This is a genomic window from Peribacillus sp. FSL R5-0717, assembly GCF_038002945.1.
Taxonomy (GTDB): Bacteria; Bacillota; Bacilli; order Bacillales; family DSM-1321; genus Peribacillus; species Peribacillus frigoritolerans.
On sequence record NZ_JBBOOF010000001.1, the window covers coordinates 2,521,747 to 2,540,429 of the forward strand.

The 18,683-nt window shown below is 43.5% G+C and carries 15 protein-coding genes; 1 reads left to right on the top strand and 14 read right to left on the bottom strand.

What is annotated here, in order from left to right; translation table 11 throughout:
- Positions 1 to 52: 52 nt before the first annotated feature.
- Both NYE65_RS12295 and NYE65_RS12300 read right to left on the bottom strand, forming a co-directional pair.
- Positions 53 to 1,045: a PTS transporter subunit IIC gene (locus NYE65_RS12295; protein ID WP_340862127.1), complete on the bottom strand. Its 993-nt coding sequence runs from the start codon at positions 1,043 to 1,045 to the stop codon at positions 53 to 55.
- A 404-nt stretch (positions 1,046 to 1,449) separates the two neighbouring features.
- The gene (locus tag NYE65_RS12300; RefSeq protein WP_340861011.1) at positions 1,450 to 2,355 is read right to left on the bottom strand and encodes a LysR family transcriptional regulator; all 906 of its coding nucleotides are present in this window, start codon (positions 2,353 to 2,355) and stop codon (positions 1,450 to 1,452) included.
- A 155-nt stretch (positions 2,356 to 2,510) separates the two neighbouring features.
- Here NYE65_RS12300 and gdhA point away from each other — a divergent pair, with 155 nt between their 5' ends.
- Entirely contained in the window at positions 2,511 to 3,893 is a 1,383-nt protein-coding gene (gdhA, locus tag NYE65_RS12305) for an NADP-specific glutamate dehydrogenase (protein WP_340861012.1), read from the top strand.
- 194 nt (positions 3,894 to 4,087) lie between these two features.
- Here the strand turns inward: gdhA and rbsB are convergent, their stop codons facing one another.
- The 12 genes from rbsB to NYE65_RS12365 form a co-directional block, all read right to left on the bottom strand.
- Positions 4,088 to 5,008: a ribose ABC transporter substrate-binding protein RbsB gene (gene rbsB / locus NYE65_RS12310; RefSeq protein ID WP_328175819.1), complete on the bottom strand. Its 921-nt coding sequence runs from the start codon at positions 5,006 to 5,008 to the stop codon at positions 4,088 to 4,090.
- A 15-nt stretch (positions 5,009 to 5,023) separates the two neighbouring features.
- Positions 5,024 to 5,968, bottom strand: coding sequence for an ABC transporter permease (locus tag NYE65_RS12315; RefSeq protein WP_258832546.1), 945 nt, complete (start codon positions 5,966 to 5,968; stop codon positions 5,024 to 5,026).
- 1 nt (position 5,969) lies between these two features.
- On the bottom strand, positions 5,970 to 7,451 hold the full coding sequence (locus tag NYE65_RS12320) for a sugar ABC transporter ATP-binding protein (protein WP_328110082.1): 1,482 nt from the start codon (positions 7,449 to 7,451) through the stop codon (positions 5,970 to 5,972).
- 18 nt (positions 7,452 to 7,469) lie between these two features.
- The gene (rbsD, locus tag NYE65_RS12325) at positions 7,470 to 7,862 is read right to left on the bottom strand and encodes a D-ribose pyranase (protein WP_034316088.1); all 393 of its coding nucleotides are present in this window, start codon (positions 7,860 to 7,862) and stop codon (positions 7,470 to 7,472) included.
- Positions 7,859 to 8,743: a ribokinase gene (gene rbsK / locus NYE65_RS12330; protein WP_340861013.1), complete on the bottom strand. Its 885-nt coding sequence runs from the start codon at positions 8,741 to 8,743 to the stop codon at positions 7,859 to 7,861. Before rbsK ends, rbsD begins: the two co-directional genes overlap by 4 nt.
- Positions 8,740 to 9,726 carry a LacI family DNA-binding transcriptional regulator gene (locus NYE65_RS12335; protein WP_268591266.1) on the bottom strand — a complete coding sequence of 329 codons (987 nt, stop codon included), beginning with the start codon at positions 9,724 to 9,726 and terminating at the stop codon, positions 8,740 to 8,742. The genes rbsK and NYE65_RS12335 overlap by 4 nt, the downstream gene beginning before the upstream one ends.
- A gap of 411 nt (positions 9,727 to 10,137) precedes the next feature.
- Positions 10,138 to 11,949 (bottom strand): IucA/IucC family protein, encoded by a 1,812-nt coding sequence (locus NYE65_RS12340; protein WP_328175821.1) that lies wholly within the window; start codon positions 11,947 to 11,949, stop codon positions 10,138 to 10,140.
- A gap of 21 nt (positions 11,950 to 11,970) precedes the next feature.
- Positions 11,971 to 13,299 carry a lysine N(6)-hydroxylase/L-ornithine N(5)-oxygenase family protein gene (locus tag NYE65_RS12345; RefSeq protein ID WP_328175822.1) on the bottom strand — a complete coding sequence of 443 codons (1,329 nt, stop codon included), beginning with the start codon at positions 13,297 to 13,299 and terminating at the stop codon, positions 11,971 to 11,973.
- Positions 13,274 to 13,858, bottom strand: a complete 585-nt coding sequence (locus NYE65_RS12350) for a GNAT family N-acetyltransferase (protein ID WP_223255865.1) — start codon at positions 13,856 to 13,858, stop codon at positions 13,274 to 13,276. Before NYE65_RS12350 ends, NYE65_RS12345 begins: the two co-directional genes overlap by 26 nt.
- Positions 13,848 to 15,650 (bottom strand): IucA/IucC family protein, encoded by a 1,803-nt coding sequence (locus NYE65_RS12355; protein WP_328175823.1) that lies wholly within the window; start codon positions 15,648 to 15,650, stop codon positions 13,848 to 13,850. Before NYE65_RS12355 ends, NYE65_RS12350 begins: the two co-directional genes overlap by 11 nt.
- Positions 15,651 to 15,652: 2 nt before the next feature.
- Positions 15,653 to 17,161: a pyridoxal phosphate-dependent decarboxylase family protein gene (locus NYE65_RS12360; protein WP_340861014.1), complete on the bottom strand. Its 1,509-nt coding sequence runs from the start codon at positions 17,159 to 17,161 to the stop codon at positions 15,653 to 15,655.
- Positions 17,162 to 17,168: 7 nt separating this feature from the next.
- A complete protein-coding gene (locus NYE65_RS12365) occupies positions 17,169 to 18,521 on the bottom strand; it encodes an aspartate aminotransferase family protein (protein ID WP_328175825.1) in 1,353 nt (450 codons plus the stop codon).
- Positions 18,522 to 18,683 lie beyond the last annotated feature (162 nt).

The following is an 18,683-nucleotide window of genomic DNA, read 5'->3' on the forward strand; positions in this document are numbered from 1 at the left end:
AATAAAAACCAGCCCGGTTCCTTAACCTGGCTGGTTTCCAAGAAAACTTTGATTATGAAACTTCCAAATGAAGATCGCCTGGCTTAACTTTTCCCATCATCTTCAATACGCGATGTAAGGCAAGTGTGATCACAGCTGGCAATACCATCCCCACTGCCACATAAATCAAGAATGTGTATAACCCCTGACCTGTTATGATGGCAATCGGGGCAATCATTGAACTTAACCCCATGCCGCCAAGCTCATACGGCACTTGAAAATTGAATGCCAAGGTAGCGATAGGCGCACAGATGATTGCTGCCACAAAAGGCGGAACTACATATAATGGTTTTTTGATTAAATTAGGAAATTGAACTTTTGGCGTAACGACCATCTGTGCCAGGAACCCGCCCATATCATTATCTTTATAAGACATGACAGTGAACCCGACAAACTGAACGGTACATCCGATTAGGGCTGCAGCACTGGAAACCGGATCTAATTGCAGGGCGATTGCCAGTGCGGCGGAAGACGCCGGTGTCATCAATAAAATGCTCCATACCAAGGCTATGACCATGGAACCGATTAAGGGAGAACCCTCGACCGCAGCGGTAGTTTGACTGCTTATCCATGTTAGGAGCGGAGTGGTGACAAGAGCCAGGCCATATCCCGAAACTCCACCGACAAGAACAGCACCCATCGGTATGGCCATGATGTCCAACTTCGTTTTGCCGATTAGGCGCTTACCTATATATGTTGCAATCACCGCTGCCAAGACAGCACTTAGCGGCTGGCCCGTAACAATCGTGAAGGCACCCTCAGCCGTTTTGTGAATGGCAGCACCTCCAACAGCACTTGAAGCCATGGCGCTAAAGATAATTAATGAATTTCCTCCTAGCTGATAGGCGATTCCTGCTCCTAAAGCTGGTGCCAGCAAGACCTTTGCGGCCCCGCCTATTGCCAGAAAGACCTCCCAACCTAAATATCCCCCTATGGATTCAAACAATAATCCGATCCCTAATGTAACCAAAACAGCGTTGGCTATCCCTGTTGATGCCTTGTACATTCGATCGCTGATGTATTCTTTCCTGCTCACTTTATCTCCACTCCTTACTAATTATCAGAATATTCAATTTGGGAAAATCAAAAAAAAATAAAGGTCTTCATTTAAAAAGCCCATTAAGTATATCGTACCATTACCTGAATGTCTGTTAATGTCTGTTCGTATAATAACATGAATTTTCTGATAATGTAAGTGATATTTTTATTCTAAAAAAATAAAAGCGCTTTCAAAAATAAAGGTTTAACACATTACTATTCAATAAAAATCAATAATTTATTATTTCAAAATAAGTTACCCCCTTTTAAGGATGCCTACATGGAATATTTATGTACATTTGCGAGCAAAAAAAAGAATCCGATAAGGATTCTCTCATTAGCTGGATTTATGACTTTCTAATAGATATCATCCTATTTTTGAAATCCTTCCAATTTGGCAAAAGTGTCCTTCAAGTATTGGTAAAACAATTTCTCCGTTGGCATCAGTTCCCTATCAGTCGGAACGATGACCCCTACAGCCCTGGTTACAGACGGATTCTCCAGCGGCAGTTTAACCGTAAAACGCGGCAAGCTATCGATCAAGGAAGTCTCAGGTATCAAGGTTATACCCAGACCTGCCGCCACCAGGCCTTTTATGGCATCAGTATCTTTCCCTTCAAATGCCACTTCCGGTTCAAAGCCATGCAATTTGCAAGCTTTCATGACGAGATCCCTTAAAACATAACCCTTTGGAGATAAGATGAACGGATTTCCTTGAAGCTCATTCAAGGTTAGTGATTTCTTCAGGGCCAAAGGATGGCTTTCTGGCAGAAGGGCAACTAAGTTCTCAATAAACAGCGTTTCCCCTTTGATTTTCTTTTCATTCACCGGCAGGGGGCCAATCAAGGCCATGTTAATGTTTCCTTTAATCACAGAATCTATCAGGTAGCGATAGGAACCTTGTTTCAATGTGAATTTCGCCTGGGGGTAGCTTTCCCTGAAGTCGGAAATGACCCTTGGCAATACATAAGAAGCCAAACTGCTGGGAAAGCCAATGCGGATTGTCCCTTTTTCCGGGTCCAGACTTTCGGCCATCTCACGCTTGGCACGATTGATTATATCCATAGCTTGTTCCATATGAGATAAAAATGTATGGCCTATAGGCGTCAATCTAATCTTTCGGCCTTCCCTGATAAATAAGGGCACACCCAGCTCTTCTTCTAAATTGTATATTTGGCGACTGACAGCAGACTGGGCAACATGCAAATCCACTGCTGCTTCCGTCATATGTTCACGCTTTGCCACTTCAATGAAATATTCAATTTGCCTTAATTCCAATCTAAGCTCCCTCTTTCATATCAAAACAGCATGTTATTTATCTAATATTCAGATTGTTCGTTTCATTCTTAAATTATATCATGAAAGTATCATTTAAAAACCGATAGACTTACCCTATTTAATATTTTATGACTTTAACTAAAGGAGAGAAAACAATGACCACTTCACAGGAAGTCGAACATGAGGAATTGCAGGTTGCCAGAGAGTTCGTAAGTCAAGTATACGCGCAGGTAAAGGAACGTAATCCTCACGAAAGTGAATTTCATCAAGCCGTAAAGGAGATATTCCTTTCATTGGTCCCGGTTTTTGCAAAACATCCAGAATATATGAAAAGCGGGATATTGGAGAGGCTGGTAGAACCCGAAAGAATGATCACCTTCCGTGTCTCTTGGGTTGATGACCTGGGCAATGTTCAAGTCAACCGTGGTTTCCGGGTGCAATTTAACAGTGCAATCGGACCATTCAAAGGCGGTCTCCGTTTCCACCCCACTGTCAATTCCAGCATCATAAAGTTTCTTGGTTTCGAGCAAATCTTTAAAAATTCGCTTACTGGCCAGCCGATCGGTGGGGGTAAAGGCGGGTCGGACTTCGATCCAAAAGGAAAATCGGACGCGGAAATCATGCGTTTTTGCCAAAGCTTCATGTCGGAACTAGCTCGCTATATCGGCCCTGATACAGACGTACCGGCTGGTGATATCGGAGTCGGTGCAAGGGAGATCGGTTACTTGTTCGGTCAGTATAAAAAGATGCAAGGCAGCTACCATGCCGGTGTTTTAACCGGTAAAGGGATAAGTTACGGCGGAAGCTTGGCCCGTACAGAGGCGACTGGATATGGAACGGTTTACTTTGTCGAAGAAATGCTAAAAGACAAAGGGTTACAATTCCATGGCAGCACTGTGGTTATCTCAGGGTCTGGCAATGTATCCATTTATGCCATTGAAAAAGCTACACAGCTAGGCGCTAAAGTTATTGCATGCAGCGACTCCAATGGCTACATATATGATGAAAATGGCCTGAATCTTGATACAGTCAGACGTCTAAAAGAAGTGGAACGAAAACGTTTAAGCGAGTATGTCGATGCGCACCCGGAGGCTGTATACCATGAAGGAAGCTACGGCATCTGGTCTGTACCATGCGACATCGCACTGCCTTGTGCCACACAAAATGAAATCGATGAAGAAGCAGCAAAATTACTGGTCAAAAATAATGTGAAGGCAGTCGGTGAGGGCGCTAATATGCCTTCAACCCTTGAGGCCATTGATGTATTCCTTAATAACGGCATCCTTTTTGGACCAGCAAAAGCAGCCAATGCAGGCGGCGTAGCCGTGTCTGCACTCGAAATGGCCCAAAACAGTGCCAGGATGCCTTGGACTTTCGAAGAAGTCGATGCCAAGCTGCATGAGATCATGAAAAATATCTATAAAAACAGCATAGAGGCTGCCGAAGCATATGGTGCGCCTGGCAATTTAGTTGTCGGGGCCAATATTGCCGGATTCCTTAAAGTGGCGGATGCGATGCTGACTCAAGGTGTACTCTAGCAATCAATGGATGTAATGGGCGGTTCCGACACGGGGCCGCCTAAAAAAATGAACTACTTTTCTATCTCCTCTTATTGATATCATTTCAAGCTGAGTATCCACACTAAGATCACATCAATGAGATCAAAACATTTCTTTCTCACTACAAAAAGAGTGCCGGAAGATTTCCGGCACTCTTTTTGTTTAGGAGACAATCACTCTTTGGTGACCAATTTCAATGGAACGGATATTGTGTCATCCACTTTGTCGCCTTTTAAGATCTTTTCAGCCGCATTAACCGCTTCTCCACCGATAAGTGCCGGTTGTTGGGCGATTGTAGCTTTTAGTTCACCGCTTTCAACTGCTTTCAATGCATCATCATTTCCGTCAAAGCCAACGACGATGATGTCTTTGCCTGCCGCCTTGATTGCTTCAATTGCTCCTAGTGCCATTTCATCATTATGGGCGAATACCGCTTGGATGTCTTTATTCCCTTGCAGGATATTTTCCATTACGTTAAGCCCTTTTGTCCGGTCGAATTCCGCCGTTTGACTTGTCAGGACCTCTAACTGCTTGTCCGCAATATTGTGGAAACCTTTCCCGCGTTCACGAGTTGCAGATGCTCCGGATACCCCTTCAAGTTCCACTACTTTCGCTTTTTCGCCAAGCTCTTTAACTAGATATTCTGCAGCCATTTCCCCGCCAGCCACATTATCGGAAGCGATGAACGTTTCAATGTCGCCTTCGTCTGAAGAGCGATCAATCGTGATAACGGGAATGCCTGCATCATTTGCATCTTTAACGGCTGAAGATATTGCCGCAGAATCAGTTGGATTCACAAGAAGGACATCAACCTTTTGAAGGATTAAATCTTCAATTCCGCTGATTTGTTTTGCGGTATCATCCTGGGCGTCAACAACTGTGACTTTCATGCCCTTTTCTTTTGCATTTTTTTCAATGCCATCTTTTAAGGAAACGAAGAATGGGTTGTTTAAAGTAGAGATGCTGACCCCGACTTTCACGTCTTTCATCGAGTCTTTCTTTTCTTTTTTATCATCTGTTAGACCAGAATCCATTGAACAGGCAGCCAAGACCATTAAAGAAAGAACCATGATGATCGATACTATTTTTTTCATTGATTACACCTCTTCTTATGATTTTTTACGGTCAAGTAAGACCGCGATTAATATAACTGCACCTTTTACCACTTGCTGGTAGAAGGAGGATACACCAAGTAAGTTCATGCCGTTATTCAAGGTACCGATGATCAGGACACCCACCAGCGTACCGAACAACCGCCCTTTACCGCCTGAAAGGCTCGTTCCGCCCAGCACCACGGCTGCGATGGCATCCATTTCATAGGATTGTCCTGCCGTCGGCTGTGCCGAATTCAGACGCGACGTTAAAATGGCACCGGCAATTGCCGCCATCGTACCGGCCAGACCATATATGGCCACCTTGACCCGGTCAACTTTAATCCCCGAAATCCGGGAAGCCCTTTCATTTCCGCCGATGGCATATGTTTTACGGCCAAAGGATGTTTTATGAAGCAGGAACCATAGGATCATGAAAGCGATGATCATCACAACGGCCGGTACTGGCACTCCCAGGAAGTAACCTCTCCCAAGCATCTGGAACATAACGGAATCGCCAATTCCAGTAATCGGCTTTCCATCCGTGTACACAAGCGTTAATCCCCGGAAAATCGTCATGGTGGCCAGTGTCACGATGAAAGGGGCCATCCTACCCTTTGAAACGAGTATCCCATTGATTACACCCATTATTGCACCTAGTAGAATGCCTACCAATATTGCTAAAATCGGATCTAATCCCGAGACCATCATACCAGCCATGAGTGCGCTGGATAGAGCTAAAATGGAACCGACGGATAAGTCGATGCCGCCTGTTAATATGATAAAGGTCATTCCAAATGCAATAAGTGCATTGATGGAGGTTTGACGCAATAAATTCAAAATATTATTCGGTTCCATGAATGATGGATTTAAAACGGTTATTACGATAAATAAAAGTACCAGGGCGAGTAACGGACCAAATTTTTGCCAAATCCCGCTTTTTCCTGTAGCCTCAAGTTTCATCCTAGTTCCCTCCTGTCGCCAATGCCATAATTTTTTCTTGTGTCGCTTCCTGCTTTAACAATTCCCCAGCAATCTCACCTTCGTGAACCACAAGGATTCTATCGCTCATTCCAATGATTTCCGGAAGTTCTGAGGAAACCATGATGATGGCGATGCCTCGCTCCGTCAATTCATTCATCAATTCGTAAATTTCACGTTTTGCACCAACATCTATGCCCCGGGTCGGTTCATCCATAATTAAAACTTTAGGGGAAGTGCCGATCCATTTGGCGATTACCACCTTCTGTTGATTTCCTCCGGATAGATTGCCGATGACCGTTTCAGCAGAAGATGTCTTCACGTGAAGACGCTTAATCATCATTTCGGCAAAGTTCATCTCATCCTCCGTTTTCACGATACCGCTAGGAGCAAAACTCTTGAGATTCGGCAAGCCGATATTTTCCCTTACAGAAAAGTCCAGGATCAATCCCTCTTCTTTACGATTTTCCGTAATGAAAGCCAGGCCGTGTCGAACTGCATCCGTTGGTTTTCGTATGGAAACTTTCTTGCCTTCAATGGTGATTTCACCGCTGTCTATTTGGTCGACACCAAAAAGTGCGCGCATTATTTCCGTTCTGCCTGCTCCCATCAATCCGGCTACACCGACAATCTCACCTTGCCGAACCGCAAAATGGATATCTTCAAAAAGCCCCTTTCTGGTTAAACCTTTCACATCAAGGACTATGTCGCCAGCATTCACTTCACGATGAGGAAAACGGTCCTCCAGCTCCCGCCCGACCATTTTCTGAACGACTTCATCGAAATTTGTTTCTGCAATTCTTTTCGTATCGACTGTCTTTCCGTCACGCATTACGGTGATCCTGTCACAAATGGCGAATATTTCTTCCATTCGGTGAGAAATATAAACAAGCGATACACCCTTTTTGGTAAGCCCCTTCATCACTTCAAAGAGCTTCTCTATTTCCCTATCAGTTAAAGCGGCTGTGGGCTCGTCCATGATGATGACTTCGGCATCCGTCATGAGCGCCTTGGCAATTTCAATCATTTGCTGTTCACCGACAGAACAGAATCCGGCTTCCTTATCAAAAGGAAGGGAAATATTAAGTGTTTTAAAAATCTCCTTTGCACGCGCTTTCATTTGTTTCGTCTTCAGGACACCGAAGGGATTCACCATTTCCCTGCCGATAAATAGATTCTCCAGCACGGTCATTTCGGGCCAAATATTCAATTCCTGACGGATAAAGGCCATTCCCGCCTCTTCGGCTTCCTTTGAATCCTTGAAGGAGGTTTCTTTACCGTTAATCTCGATCGTTCCTTGATCTTGTTTATGCAGCCCGGTCAAAATGTTCATCAAGGTTGATTTCCCTGCTCCATTTTCCCCCATTAGTGCATGTACTTCCCCAGCCTCTAAAGAAAAATGAACACCTTCCAATACCTTGTTTTGACCAAATGCTTTATAAATATTGTGCATTTCAATTTGCATGCTCATCATCTCATTTCTTTAAAAGAATACTCCAGACTGCAATATGCAATTTGAATATGGCGTCGTCTCCCCGGTCCGGATAATGGCTTTCGCGTTACTTGTCAGCCTTTTAAAATCCTCATGGGAAACATATTCAATCGCTGCTCCGAATTGCTGCTCCATGTATTGATGCTGTTCCGGGTTTTTAACCTTCACTTCTGTGGCAGCGATAACTTTTTCAACAACCATATCTTCGTGAACCGCCCGGACGACATCTTGAAATGATGGCGTCCCAGGCGTCAATGCTAAATCTATCTTGCAAACTCCGGGCGGCACCGGCAGCCCGGCATCACCTACGACAATATAATCGGTATGACCAAGGTCAACCAAGACCTTTGCTATTGAACTATTGATGATTCCTTGACGTTTCATGCTTCAAAGCCCCTCTCGACCTCTACCCTTTGCGGCATGCCGCCTTGAGCACCTAATTTCGTCACGGAAATGGAAGCTGCCCGGTTCGCGAACAACAAACTTTCGTCAAAACTTTTTCCTTCTGCAACAGCCACCGCAAAGGCTGCATTGAATGTATCCCCTGCACCTGTTGTATCCACCGCCTCCACTTCAAAGCTTGGAACAACCTTTTCTTCATGTCCATCAAAGTAACGGACGCCATTTTTCCCTTCGGTAATGAATAATTTATTTGGATACTCAGTCAAGACTTCCGTTCTATCTCTCCCATCGAATAGTATCTCGAACTCATGTTCATTCGGAGTAAGGAATGATGCCTGTTGAATGACAGCCTCGCTTAACTTGCGGGCGGGAGCTGGGTTCAATAGTAATCTCTTTTGAAGCATGTTGCACAAGTCAGCCAGATACTCCACAGTTTCCTCGGGTATTTCCTGCTGAACCAACACGATATCCGATCCCTCTATCACCTTTTTCGCCTTTTCTACATATTCAGGAGTAATGAAATCATTCGCACCTTTTACGACAATAATGCTGTTATCACCTTCCGAAAGGGTAATATGTGCTGTCCCTGAAGCAGAACCTGTAACCGGTTCCACATACTTCGTGTTTACATGATTTTTTTTTAGGTTATCTAAAATGATCTCTCCATAGACATCATCTCCTACACATCCAACCATCGACACTTCTGCACCAAGGCGTGCCGCTGCAACAGCCTGATTGGCTCCCTTTCCTCCAGGAACCGTGATAAAGGACTCCCCTAAAACCGTTTCCCCCGCCATAGGCCGTTTGGCTGATGTCACCACTAAGTCCATTGACGAACTTCCCACTACTGCAATTCTAATCATGTCTTCTCCGCCTTCCTTCTTGTTGTTTGTCTCTCCACAAAAGAAACAGGGAGCTTTGTATGTGTTACTTCCATTTTTTCTTGATTGATCCTTTTAATTAGCATTTCCGCCGCTTGTGCCCCCATCTCATAGGCTGGCTGCCGAATGGTCGATAACGGTGGGTGCAATAACGCTGTGAAGGAGATATCATCATAGCCGATCAATTGTATGTCTTCCGGTATCCGTATTCCCCGTTTTAAAATCTCTTGAAGTGCTGCTGCTGCAACAATATCATTACAAGCAATGATTCCATCCGTTTCCGGATATTGCTCGAAAAGCTGCTTCACGCATGTTTGGCCGCCATGAAGAGTCAGGGATGAATCCATGACTTGCACGTTCACTTTTGCTTGTTTCAATTCTTCCAATGCTGCCATGTACCGTTCATATACAGGCTTTATTTCGACTGGCCCCCTAATGAGGACGATATTCGTACTGCCTCTATCCAGCAATACGCGTGCTGCCAGCTTACCGCCTGTTTTTTGATCGGAATAAACAGCTGGTAATTTCTCTGCTGTACGGTCGAGAAGGACAACTGGAATATCCAGATTATCGAAATTCTCATTGGCTTCTTCACTAGTCGAAGCAATCATGCCCACTACATTGTTTTGCAGGAAAGTGTCAATATATTCTATTTCTTTATCTCGCTTTTCATCACTATTTCCAAAAATCAACCGATAACCAAACTGCTGCAGGTAATCCTCGACACCTCTTGCCATTTCTGGGAAGAAGGGATTCGTAATATCCGGCAAAATCAAACCAACCAATTTGGATTTACGTTTGTAGAGGGATCTTGCCACTTCATTCGGTTTATAATTCAATTTTTCAACAGCTGCCATGACCACCTTTTTTGTGTCCTCATGTGCATAACCACTGCCATTCATAACTCTGGAAACCGTTGCTACAGAAACTCCAGCTTCCTTTGCCACATCCCGAATAGTTGCCAAAATATCACCCTCTATACTTTTGTGTAACCGTTTACACATAGCTTATCACCAATTTAAATGAACGGCAAGCCTTATTCCAAAGATAATTTTTAGGAATTTTGACCCAAAAAAGTATAAAACAATTCTTCTTTTATGCGTACATTTCGTCTCTTTGAGTTTCCCATATATAGGTTTAACACTCTCATTACGTCAAAATCCAGTCTAAAAAGACTGTAGCTCTACCTAACTGTTAAAACTAGTTGATTGGAGCGGGTGTACGTGACTCCTGCGGGGAAAGCGCGTCTAGGGGAGACCCCACAGGCGCAAGCCGAGTGCTGACCGCCCGCGGAAAGCGAGTGCCTGAAGCGGAAATCAACGGTCAAATTGTAAAACCATAAGAAAACTGGCTCAAAAGTCTGAGCCAGTTTAACTTTATAGCGATTTTGCAGGTAACTTTTCATAAAGGGCATTATTCACATGCCCAAACTCAGAGGCATGCGGACGGTCTTCACCATCGCTATACCCATATTGAAGCATCCGATTTCTATTCAGGCAGAGCTTTGTTAATTTCGGCGCAAAGAAATTGAACGTATCGAAACGATCCTGTAACATAGGGAATTTTTTCTGATGTGTCAGGATTGTTCGAGCGACGCCTTCCCAGAAAGTATTCTCATCCAAAAGGGACCTCTTCATCAAAAGTGTTGACAAGTATCGGAAATGACAGATGAATAGTCCCGTAAAAATGAATTGAACCAGCCCCTCCGGAGTCTCACTTCTTAGTACTTTCCTTAAATCATCGGGAAGGCTGCTTAATTCAGGAAGCGGCTGATCACTTACGTTTACATCATCTACAAAATCCTTGATGGCCAAACGGTGAGGTTTGTAATCCTTCAAAACTAAAATGGTATTTTGACCATGCGGCGAGAAGACCAATCCATATTGATAGATGAAATGCAGTAATGGTGATAGGATGACGTCAAATAATTGAGCTGTCCAGGCTTCTGCAGTCAATCCCGATTTTTCAATAAGACTTTCCACATATGGTTTACCTTTGCTGTCGACATGTAAAAGGGACGCAAGCGTAATGGGCTTTTCGCCTTCTTCCATATAACTGTAAATGCTTTCTCTCCAAATCCCCCCCAGCATCTCCAAATATTGATACGGTACATTCTCTAGCTTGGAATAATACGGGTGATCAACATTTAAACTGGCCACTTCACCAGGAAGCACTACTTTGCATTGTTCTTTCAAGAATGAGTCATTTTCATAAATGTTCTTTATATACGTTGTGATTTTTGGGGCAATGACCGTGCGTTCAGCTGGCAATCCACGGTAGACTAGCGTATTTAAAATGCTCATCGGCAGCTTGACGTGGTGTTTATCCTTATTCGATACATTAACAAATGTCCGGATGGATTGTTGCGGCAAATATTTATCAGGACCATTTCCCAAAGCTACAATCAGCCCTTTAGCCAAGTCATCGGTAAAGTTCTGGATGATTACATTCTTCCACTGCCATTCATGGACTGGGAGGTAGTAATAGTTTTCTGCGTTCAGACCTTTTTCTGTCAATGTCTTTGCAAATGATTTTTGGGTTTCCCCATCCAGTTCATTCTCCATCAATTGCTTATAGGATAACGTTTCGACTGAATTGAACTCACCCCTCGTTTTATGGACGGCAATCCAGGATAACTGAACTTCCTTCTGGTTTTCTGGGGCGAACTTCAAATAATCATCATAACCGAAACCGATTCTTCCCTTGTTATAGGCAATCCAAGGGTGACCGCTCATTTCGCCTTCAAGTAATGCATAATCCAGTTCGACTAAATCATCCGCATCTTGTTCAGGTTTGGATAGCAATTGGAGATCCGCAAGCAGCGTATGGTGGAATTCTTTGATTAAATGTCCTGTTGTTTCTGCAGTCATCCCAATTAATGGCTGGATGTCCAAAATGAATTGAATAGCATCTTTAGCCTGTGTAAAACCTTCCGTTTCACATACCTGAATCGACTCGGTCTGTACTTCATAGCTGTCAAAAAGACGGGGCGACGCTAAAAATCGATAAGATTTCCCCTCATCTATCTTTAACTCATATAGATTTCCTGCTGCGTTTTCGTTCAGGACAGCTGGATGGATCATATCCTCATACATATACTCAGAAATCATCTTGGCCAGCAGGTTTTGGTTTACTATCGACCAATTTTTTTCTGAAACTGCCTGTTCCACTTCATTTATGAACTGCATATAATTCTTCCTTCCCTTTTCTTAGTAAGCCATTACGGGTGTTTTTACACGGAATGACTGAAATGCACCCTTTGGCTTCGATGGATAAACTTCTTTACCTGCCAATTGATTGATGATAATCGAGTTTCGGAATGCCCCCAGGCCTAGATCCGGAGCACCCACACCATGTGTATGTATCTCGCCATTTTGAATAAATAGGTGATTCGGTGTAGGGATGGCCGTTCCTACCTTATAGTCTTTCGTTATTGCAAGACGCCCCAAGTCATCGCGGACTAAATGGTCCTCCATCGTTTCAAGGAATGCCGGAAGGGTTGATTTATATCCCGTCCCAAAAACAATCGCCTCTGTGTCCACATCAAATTCGCTATCTTCAACCCACTGTCGGCATTTCAATTGCCAGCCATTTTCGGCGGGGGTAACTGCCGCAACTTCCGTCATGGCCCGAAGTTCAATGGCAAGTTCGGCATTTCCAATCGACTTCTCATACATCTTGTCAAAAATTGCTGCAATGGTCGTAGCGCTAATCCCTTTATACAATAAATCCTGTTTCGGCAGGATTTCATCCTTCTTTTCCTGCGGCAGCCGATAAAAGAAATCAAGGTAATCCGGAGTGAAGTATTCCAATCCGAGTTTTGAATATTCCATAGGGAAAAATCCCTTGGATCTTGTATACCAGTTTAGCTGGTAGCCATATTCCTCCTGCTCATTAAGCAAATCCAGAAAGACCTCGGCTGCACTCTGTCCAGATCCGACAACCGTTACGGATTTTTTCTTTAAGATGTTTTCTTTATTCCGTAAATAATCGGCCGAATGCAGGATGCTCTCTCCCATATAGGGCTGAAAGGCCGATGGAACAGTCGGGGAACTGCCAATTCCCATGACTACATGGCGGCTATAATAGACTTCGATCTTTTGTGTTTGTACATCCCTTACACTGATTTGATAGCAGGGTTCACCTTGATCTCCTATATATTCAACCGCCTCCACCGCTTTGCCAAAACGGCAGCTATCAAGTTGATGGGCAGCCCAGCGGCAATAGTCGTTATATTCCTTTCGCGGAATCAAGAATTTTTCAAGGAAGTAGAAATGATAAAGCCGATCATGCTGCTGTAAATAATTCAGGTAGCTATATGGGCTTGTCACATCTGCCATGCTAACCAGATCGGCAAAGAACGGCACTTGCAGCGTTGTCCCTTCCAGCAGCATCCCTTCATGCCAATTAAATTCCCCCTTTTTCTCAAAAAAGACGGCATTCAACTCCGGGGTTTTCTCCAAAAGGGCCGCAAGTCCAAGGTTAAATGGACCAATCCCTATCCCTACCAGGTCATAGATAGATTGTTGCTTCTCCATAGTTCCACTTCCTCTCGAAATTCCCCCGTGTGCATGACATAAGCAATGCTGTTTTGTCAGGGAGTTCTATCTCTTTAATTGGGGTAAACCCGCATTTTTCAAATAAATGAATCATCTTTGCATTCCTGATATCCGGTTCAGCCATCACTTTGTTTGTGGTTGAAGTCAGTAGTTGGAACTTCACCATTGCCCGTAAAAACGGCAAAGCCAGTCCTTTCCCTAGATAATCCGGATCACCAATGAGTAAATGAATGCCTTGATCTCCCTCTTCGGATTCATAATGATCTTCGATGATATCGCCTTTTACCCAATACGATTCCCAATAGCTCATGGGAATGGAGTCCAGACAGCCTAAATAAAGTGTTTGGTGTGTATCAGCCAATGCCTTTTTTAAATGAACAGCGAATTTTTCTTTTGTGAAATTCAAATTCCAGTAGGGTATCACATGATCTTCATGCATCCATTCATGCAGTGTATCCAAATCCCTCTCAAATTCAACTTTGACAAATGAAAGCTGTTTATTGCAGTCCTTGAGCATTTCTTCATAACTATTTTTCATGGACGGCCATAACCCCCTGCGCGAACGGATTATCAATCGTTGTATAAACGGATTGTGTCTCAAGTGAACCAACAAGCTCATCCATATCATGGAATCGTGTCAGTAAATTAGCCTTACAAGTTAATTCCCGGGCATGAAGCAACTTTGAAACAACTCGATTCAACCCTTCATCTTCGCTATCCCTGCTGCATGTTTCCAGTTGTTCCTGAACGAGCTGTAACAGATTGTTTTCTGATACTAATCCTTCCGTTCCAAAATTATTGATTAAGCCTAATAAGTGATTAAAAAAGAAATAGTATTGCAGTCTTTCTTCAGCGACTTCATCAGAACAAATCGTGAAGCTTTTTTCACTTAGTTCAGGCAAGATCTTCAGCAGCCTGTCCACTTTGGACTCACAGTAGTAATACCCTTGATTATCACGATAATAAAAAGCGGCTGGATACCCATCTTGAAGTTGAATGATGGAATTTTGTTGATGGGCTTCCAAAACGATTCCATACTCTTCAAATAGCCAAAGCATCGGTTTTAATGTCATGGACAGATAGGTTTTGAACCAATCCTCACTTACTTCTTCGGTACTGCGGTCTTCTTCAGCTGATAATTTGCGGATGATCGCTCCAAGCCTTGATGGTGCACCATAGGCATTATCCTGACATAAGCCGGCAATCAGGCTTGCTTGTTTATCGTTTTCATAAAAAGGATTTTCCCGGATATCAACATCGAATCCCGATTCTTGCTCGGTCGTTTTGATCGTTAAGTAAGCAGGATCCTTGATGATACGGAAGGAGGGGTGCCGTTCTTTTAGATCGTCTCCCACCTTAGAATCTATTAATTTAGCGATTTCCACACCACGATCTAATTCTTTTTGCAGATTTGCACGTAAGGAATTCGTGATTTTAACCGGAACGGAAAATTTGTACATATATCTCGATGTGGCACTATATACCGTTCTAAATGAAGAGGTGGCCGTGAATTTTTTTCCAAGCGGTCCTGCATAAACTAGTGACCCTTGCTCGATCAGCCTCTTGACCTCCTCTTTTTCGATAAGCACTTTTGCCTGGAGCGGGTGTGCCGGGATAATGATGTATTGGCTTTCCTTTTGGCAATACGTGTCACGAAATTCACTGGAAATCTCCAAGTCACCGGCTAATTCCTGTTTGATGATTTCACTTGCCGATCGGACTTCACTGGAATCCTGGATGACGATCGAAGGTTCTGCCAGGAAGTAGTGCAGCTGGAACTCCCCTTTTAATTCGGGTGAATAGATCCATTCATCTTTTGCCGAAATGCCTTGCTTGCTTTTCGGTGTCGGATGGAACAGGTGCCCGAATAAAAGCGACTGCTCTGCTTCGATATAGGTGAAATCAGGACTTTGAAGGGCATCAGCGTCTTCCGTCCTCGCTTCAACATACCGTTGAATGTTTTGGCTGCTAAGGATGACACGCAGCATCAATTCATCTTCACTATCCGTCCGGCCCTGTTCATTCAATAATTCTTTAGAAACGATCGAGACCATTGTCACGTAATCTAATTCAAGTACTTGCTTGGATGCCGTTTGATAGTAAATCGGGAAGTTGAAAATATGACGCCCCGTTTCCGACCAATATTTAAGTGGAACAAGCATTGTAATATCTTGGGACATGAGCTTACTGACCACTAATGAATCCGGGATGGCCCCATCTAAGTTTGGCCAGTTTTTCGTTTCTTCTAAATTGTAATTTCCGGTTTCCCGGAAATAACAATTCAGAAAGCTTTGCATTGTTGCCCTTTCAGCTATTTGCTTACCATTCATCTTCATTCCTCCATTATCTTGAACATTTCACCTAATACTCGGATTTCATCTAAAATTCCCTCTATGTGTTCAAGGCTTGTCATTGGATTCAATAATGTCATTTTTAAATATACCTGTCCGTCAAAACGCGTTTTTGCTAAAAATGCCCGTCCGCTTTTCAGTAGTTCCTGCTGAATCTGTTTATTTAATAGATTAACTAACTGATCACTTTCTCCTTCGGGATTATAACGGAATACAACCGCATTCAATTCAGGGGCTTTATTCAATACTGTGAATCCTTCCTCTTTATCGATCTTCACAGCCACCTCACGTGCAAGGTGACAAGTATAATCGATCATTTCGGCAAAAGTTTCCAGTCCAACGACCTTCAATGACATCCAGAGCTTCAGTGCGTCGAACCTTCTTGTCGTTTGAACCGATTTATTGACTAAGTGAACCATGCCCTCCGCTTCATCTTCCTGTGGATTCAAGTAATCTGCGTGATGCTGGATATATTGGAATGAGTTGCTGTCAGAGACAAGAAAAGCACCACAGCTGATGGGTTGATAGAATAATTTGTGAAAATCAACTGTAATCGAGTCGGCCCGTTCAATACCGTTGATTAAGTCTTTGTAATCCTTACTTAAAATCATCGCGCCTCCATATGCGGCGTCCACATGCAGCCATATCCCATTCTTCCTTGCAGCTTCGGACAATTCATGTAATGGATCGATTGAACCGAAATCCGTTGTTCCACAAGTTGCAACGATGGCAAATGGCATTAAACCCTGTTTCTCCAAAAGCAGCATTTGATGATTTAATTCGTCTATGGACAAACGGTGATTTGCATCCGTTTTGATCGTTATTACAGCCTGTTCTCCAAGTCCCAGCTGTGCCGCAGACTTCCGAACCGTAAAGTGGGCAGCCTCTGAGCATAAGATCCGCAATTTATTCGCCTCGACCGGCAAGCCATGCTGCTGAACGTCAACACCCCAGAATTTCTTACAATATGCGTCCCTAGCCAATAGCAGGCCCATATAATTAGATTGGGTTCCACCGCTTGTGAAAATCCCATCCGCTTGTTCCGGTAACCCTACCTGGCTGCAAAGCCAATCTATTAAACGCTCTTCAACGAAGGTGGCAGCAGAGCTTTGGTCCCATGAATCCATGGATTGATTCAACGTACCGATAACCATTTCGGCAGCAACGGCAGGTATTAATGTCGGGCAATGCAAATGTCCGATACAAGCAGGGCTGTGTACATTGATGCTGTCATTAATAACAAACTCTGCCAGCTCATCCGCCACTGCTTCCAGTGTCTTCCCTTTTGGAGAAGCAAGGGACAGCTCGTTTAATCTTGCTTCGATTTCATACGGTTTTTTCCCAGAGTATGGTGAATCGTTCCCTTTTAAAAAGTCTGTCAGCTTTTTTTCAATGATTTTTAATGACTGGCTGTAGTTATTGAAACCTTCTTCGTTATTCAAGAACATCTGAGAATAAGCAAAGTCCGTTTTATTTATCGTTTCGATCATTGATCATTCACCCTCTTGCAACAGCTGCACGAACAGCTTGTTCAAAAATTGCAGTGGCTTCGCGAAGCTGGGATTCCGTTACGATCAATGGAGGCAGGAATCTCACTACACTTCCATGTCTGCCGCCAACTTCCAGAATCAACCCTCTTTGAAAGCATTCCTGTTGAATGGCACTGGCAAGTTGCGAATCAGCAGGATGGCTTCCATTCGCATTTTGCGGTTCTTCATGATTGATCATTTCCACACCGACCATTAATCCCCGGCCCCTGACATCGCCGATCTGCTTAATATCTTTTTGCAAATCTTTAAGAATATCCTTTAAGATTTCTCCCATTTTAGCGGCATGCTCCACAAGATTCGTCTCTTTCATGAATTTTAAAGTCGCTGTTCCTGCTGCCATCGCCATTTGATTTCCGCGGAACGTACCGATATGTGCACCTGGTGACCATAGGTCCAGCTCTTTGTTATAAATCACCACCGATAATGGAAGACTTCCGCCTATTGCTTTGGATAGGACAAGAACGTCCGGGACGATTCCTGCATGTTCAAAGGCAAACATCTTCCCTGTACGGCCGATGCCTGATTGAACTTCGTCGATAATAAGCGGAATGCCCTTCTCTTTCGTTATTCTCCTGATTTCCTTAAGCCATGGAATTGGAGCTGGAATGGAACCTCCCTCGCCTTGTACTGCCTCCAAAATCATCCCTGCAGGTGCCAATAATCCTGATTCGGGATCATTCAATAGATTTTCGATATACTGGCTGCTGATTTTATGGCTTTCTTCTCCGCCTACTCCGAAGGGACAGCGATATTGATAGGGATACGGCAGGAATTGCACATCTGGCATTAACCCTTGGATTTTTTCCTTTGGTTTTGTATTGCCGCTGATTGACATCGTTGCATGTGTTGCCCCGTGGTAAGCTCCCTGGAAAGATAAAATGCTTCTGTTGCCTGTCGCTGTCTTAACCAGTTTAAGTGCCGCCTCGATGGCATCTCCGCCAGTAGGACCGCAGAATTGAATTTTTGCATTTTTTCTGAATTCCTCTGGCAGGCATTCAAAAATTTCATCGACGAATTGTTCTTTGATCGGCGTCGTAAAGTCCAATGTATGTAAAGGACGTTTATCCTTAAGAACTTTTTCCATTGCTTCAAGCACTGCCGGATGATTGTGTCCAAGCGCTAATGTTCCAGCCCCGGCAAGAAAATCAATATATCGTTTTCCATCCATGTCTGTTAAGTAAATTCCCTCCGCATGATCGATCGCCATGGGTAATCTTCTAGGATATGATCGGGCATTTGATTCCCTTGTATTTTGTTGTTCCAGTAGTTGATCATTTTTTGTGAGCGTATTCGTTACCATATTGAACCTCCATGTATTGAATTAATTGAGAATAATTATCATTATCATGGAACTAATTTTACTGATAATGATAATTATTCTCAATGAGTAAATTCACTCATTTTTCTGCTATTAAATTCCAATAAAATTAAGAAAAGGTTAAAACTGGGGCCTATTCTCTAT

Bases quoted from the DNA above. Each gene is read 5' to 3' on its own strand.
- rbsD (WP_034316088.1), bottom strand. From the start codon at position 7,862: ATGAAACGTCAAGGAATCATCAATAGTTCAATAGCAAAGGTCTTGGTT.
- rbsK (WP_340861013.1), bottom strand. From the start codon at position 8,743: ATGATTAGAATTGCAGTAGTGGGAAGTTCGTCAATGGACTTAGTGGTG.
- NYE65_RS12345 (WP_328175822.1), bottom strand. From the start codon at position 13,299: ATGGAGAAGCAACAATCTATCTATGACCTGGTAGGGATAGGGATTGGT.
- NYE65_RS12355 (WP_328175823.1), bottom strand. From the start codon at position 15,650: ATGAATGGTAAGCAAATAGCTGAAAGGGCAACAATGCAAAGCTTTCTG.
- NYE65_RS12315 (WP_258832546.1), bottom strand. From the start codon at position 5,968: ATGAAACTTGAGGCTACAGGAAAAAGCGGGATTTGGCAAAAATTTGGT.
- rbsB (WP_328175819.1), bottom strand. From the start codon at position 5,008: ATGAAAAAAATAGTATCGATCATCATGGTTCTTTCTTTAATGGTCTTG.
- NYE65_RS12340 (WP_328175821.1), bottom strand. From the start codon at position 11,949: ATGCAGTTCATAAATGAAGTGGAACAGGCAGTTTCAGAAAAAAATTGG.
- gdhA (WP_340861012.1), top strand. From the start codon at position 2,511: ATGACCACTTCACAGGAAGTCGAACATGAGGAATTGCAGGTTGCCAGA.
- NYE65_RS12320 (WP_328110082.1), bottom strand. From the start codon at position 7,451: ATGCAAATTGAAATGCACAATATTTATAAAGCATTTGGTCAAAACAAG.
- NYE65_RS12350 (WP_223255865.1), bottom strand. From the start codon at position 13,858: ATGAAAAATAGTTATGAAGAAATGCTCAAGGACTGCAATAAACAGCTT.
- NYE65_RS12365 (WP_328175825.1), bottom strand. From the start codon at position 18,521: ATGGTAACGAATACGCTCACAAAAAATGATCAACTACTGGAACAACAA.
- NYE65_RS12295 (WP_340862127.1), bottom strand. From the start codon at position 1,045: ATGTACAAGGCATCAACAGGGATAGCCAACGCTGTTTTGGTTACATTA.
- NYE65_RS12360 (WP_340861014.1), bottom strand. From the start codon at position 17,161: ATGATCGAAACGATAAATAAAACGGACTTTGCTTATTCTCAGATGTTC.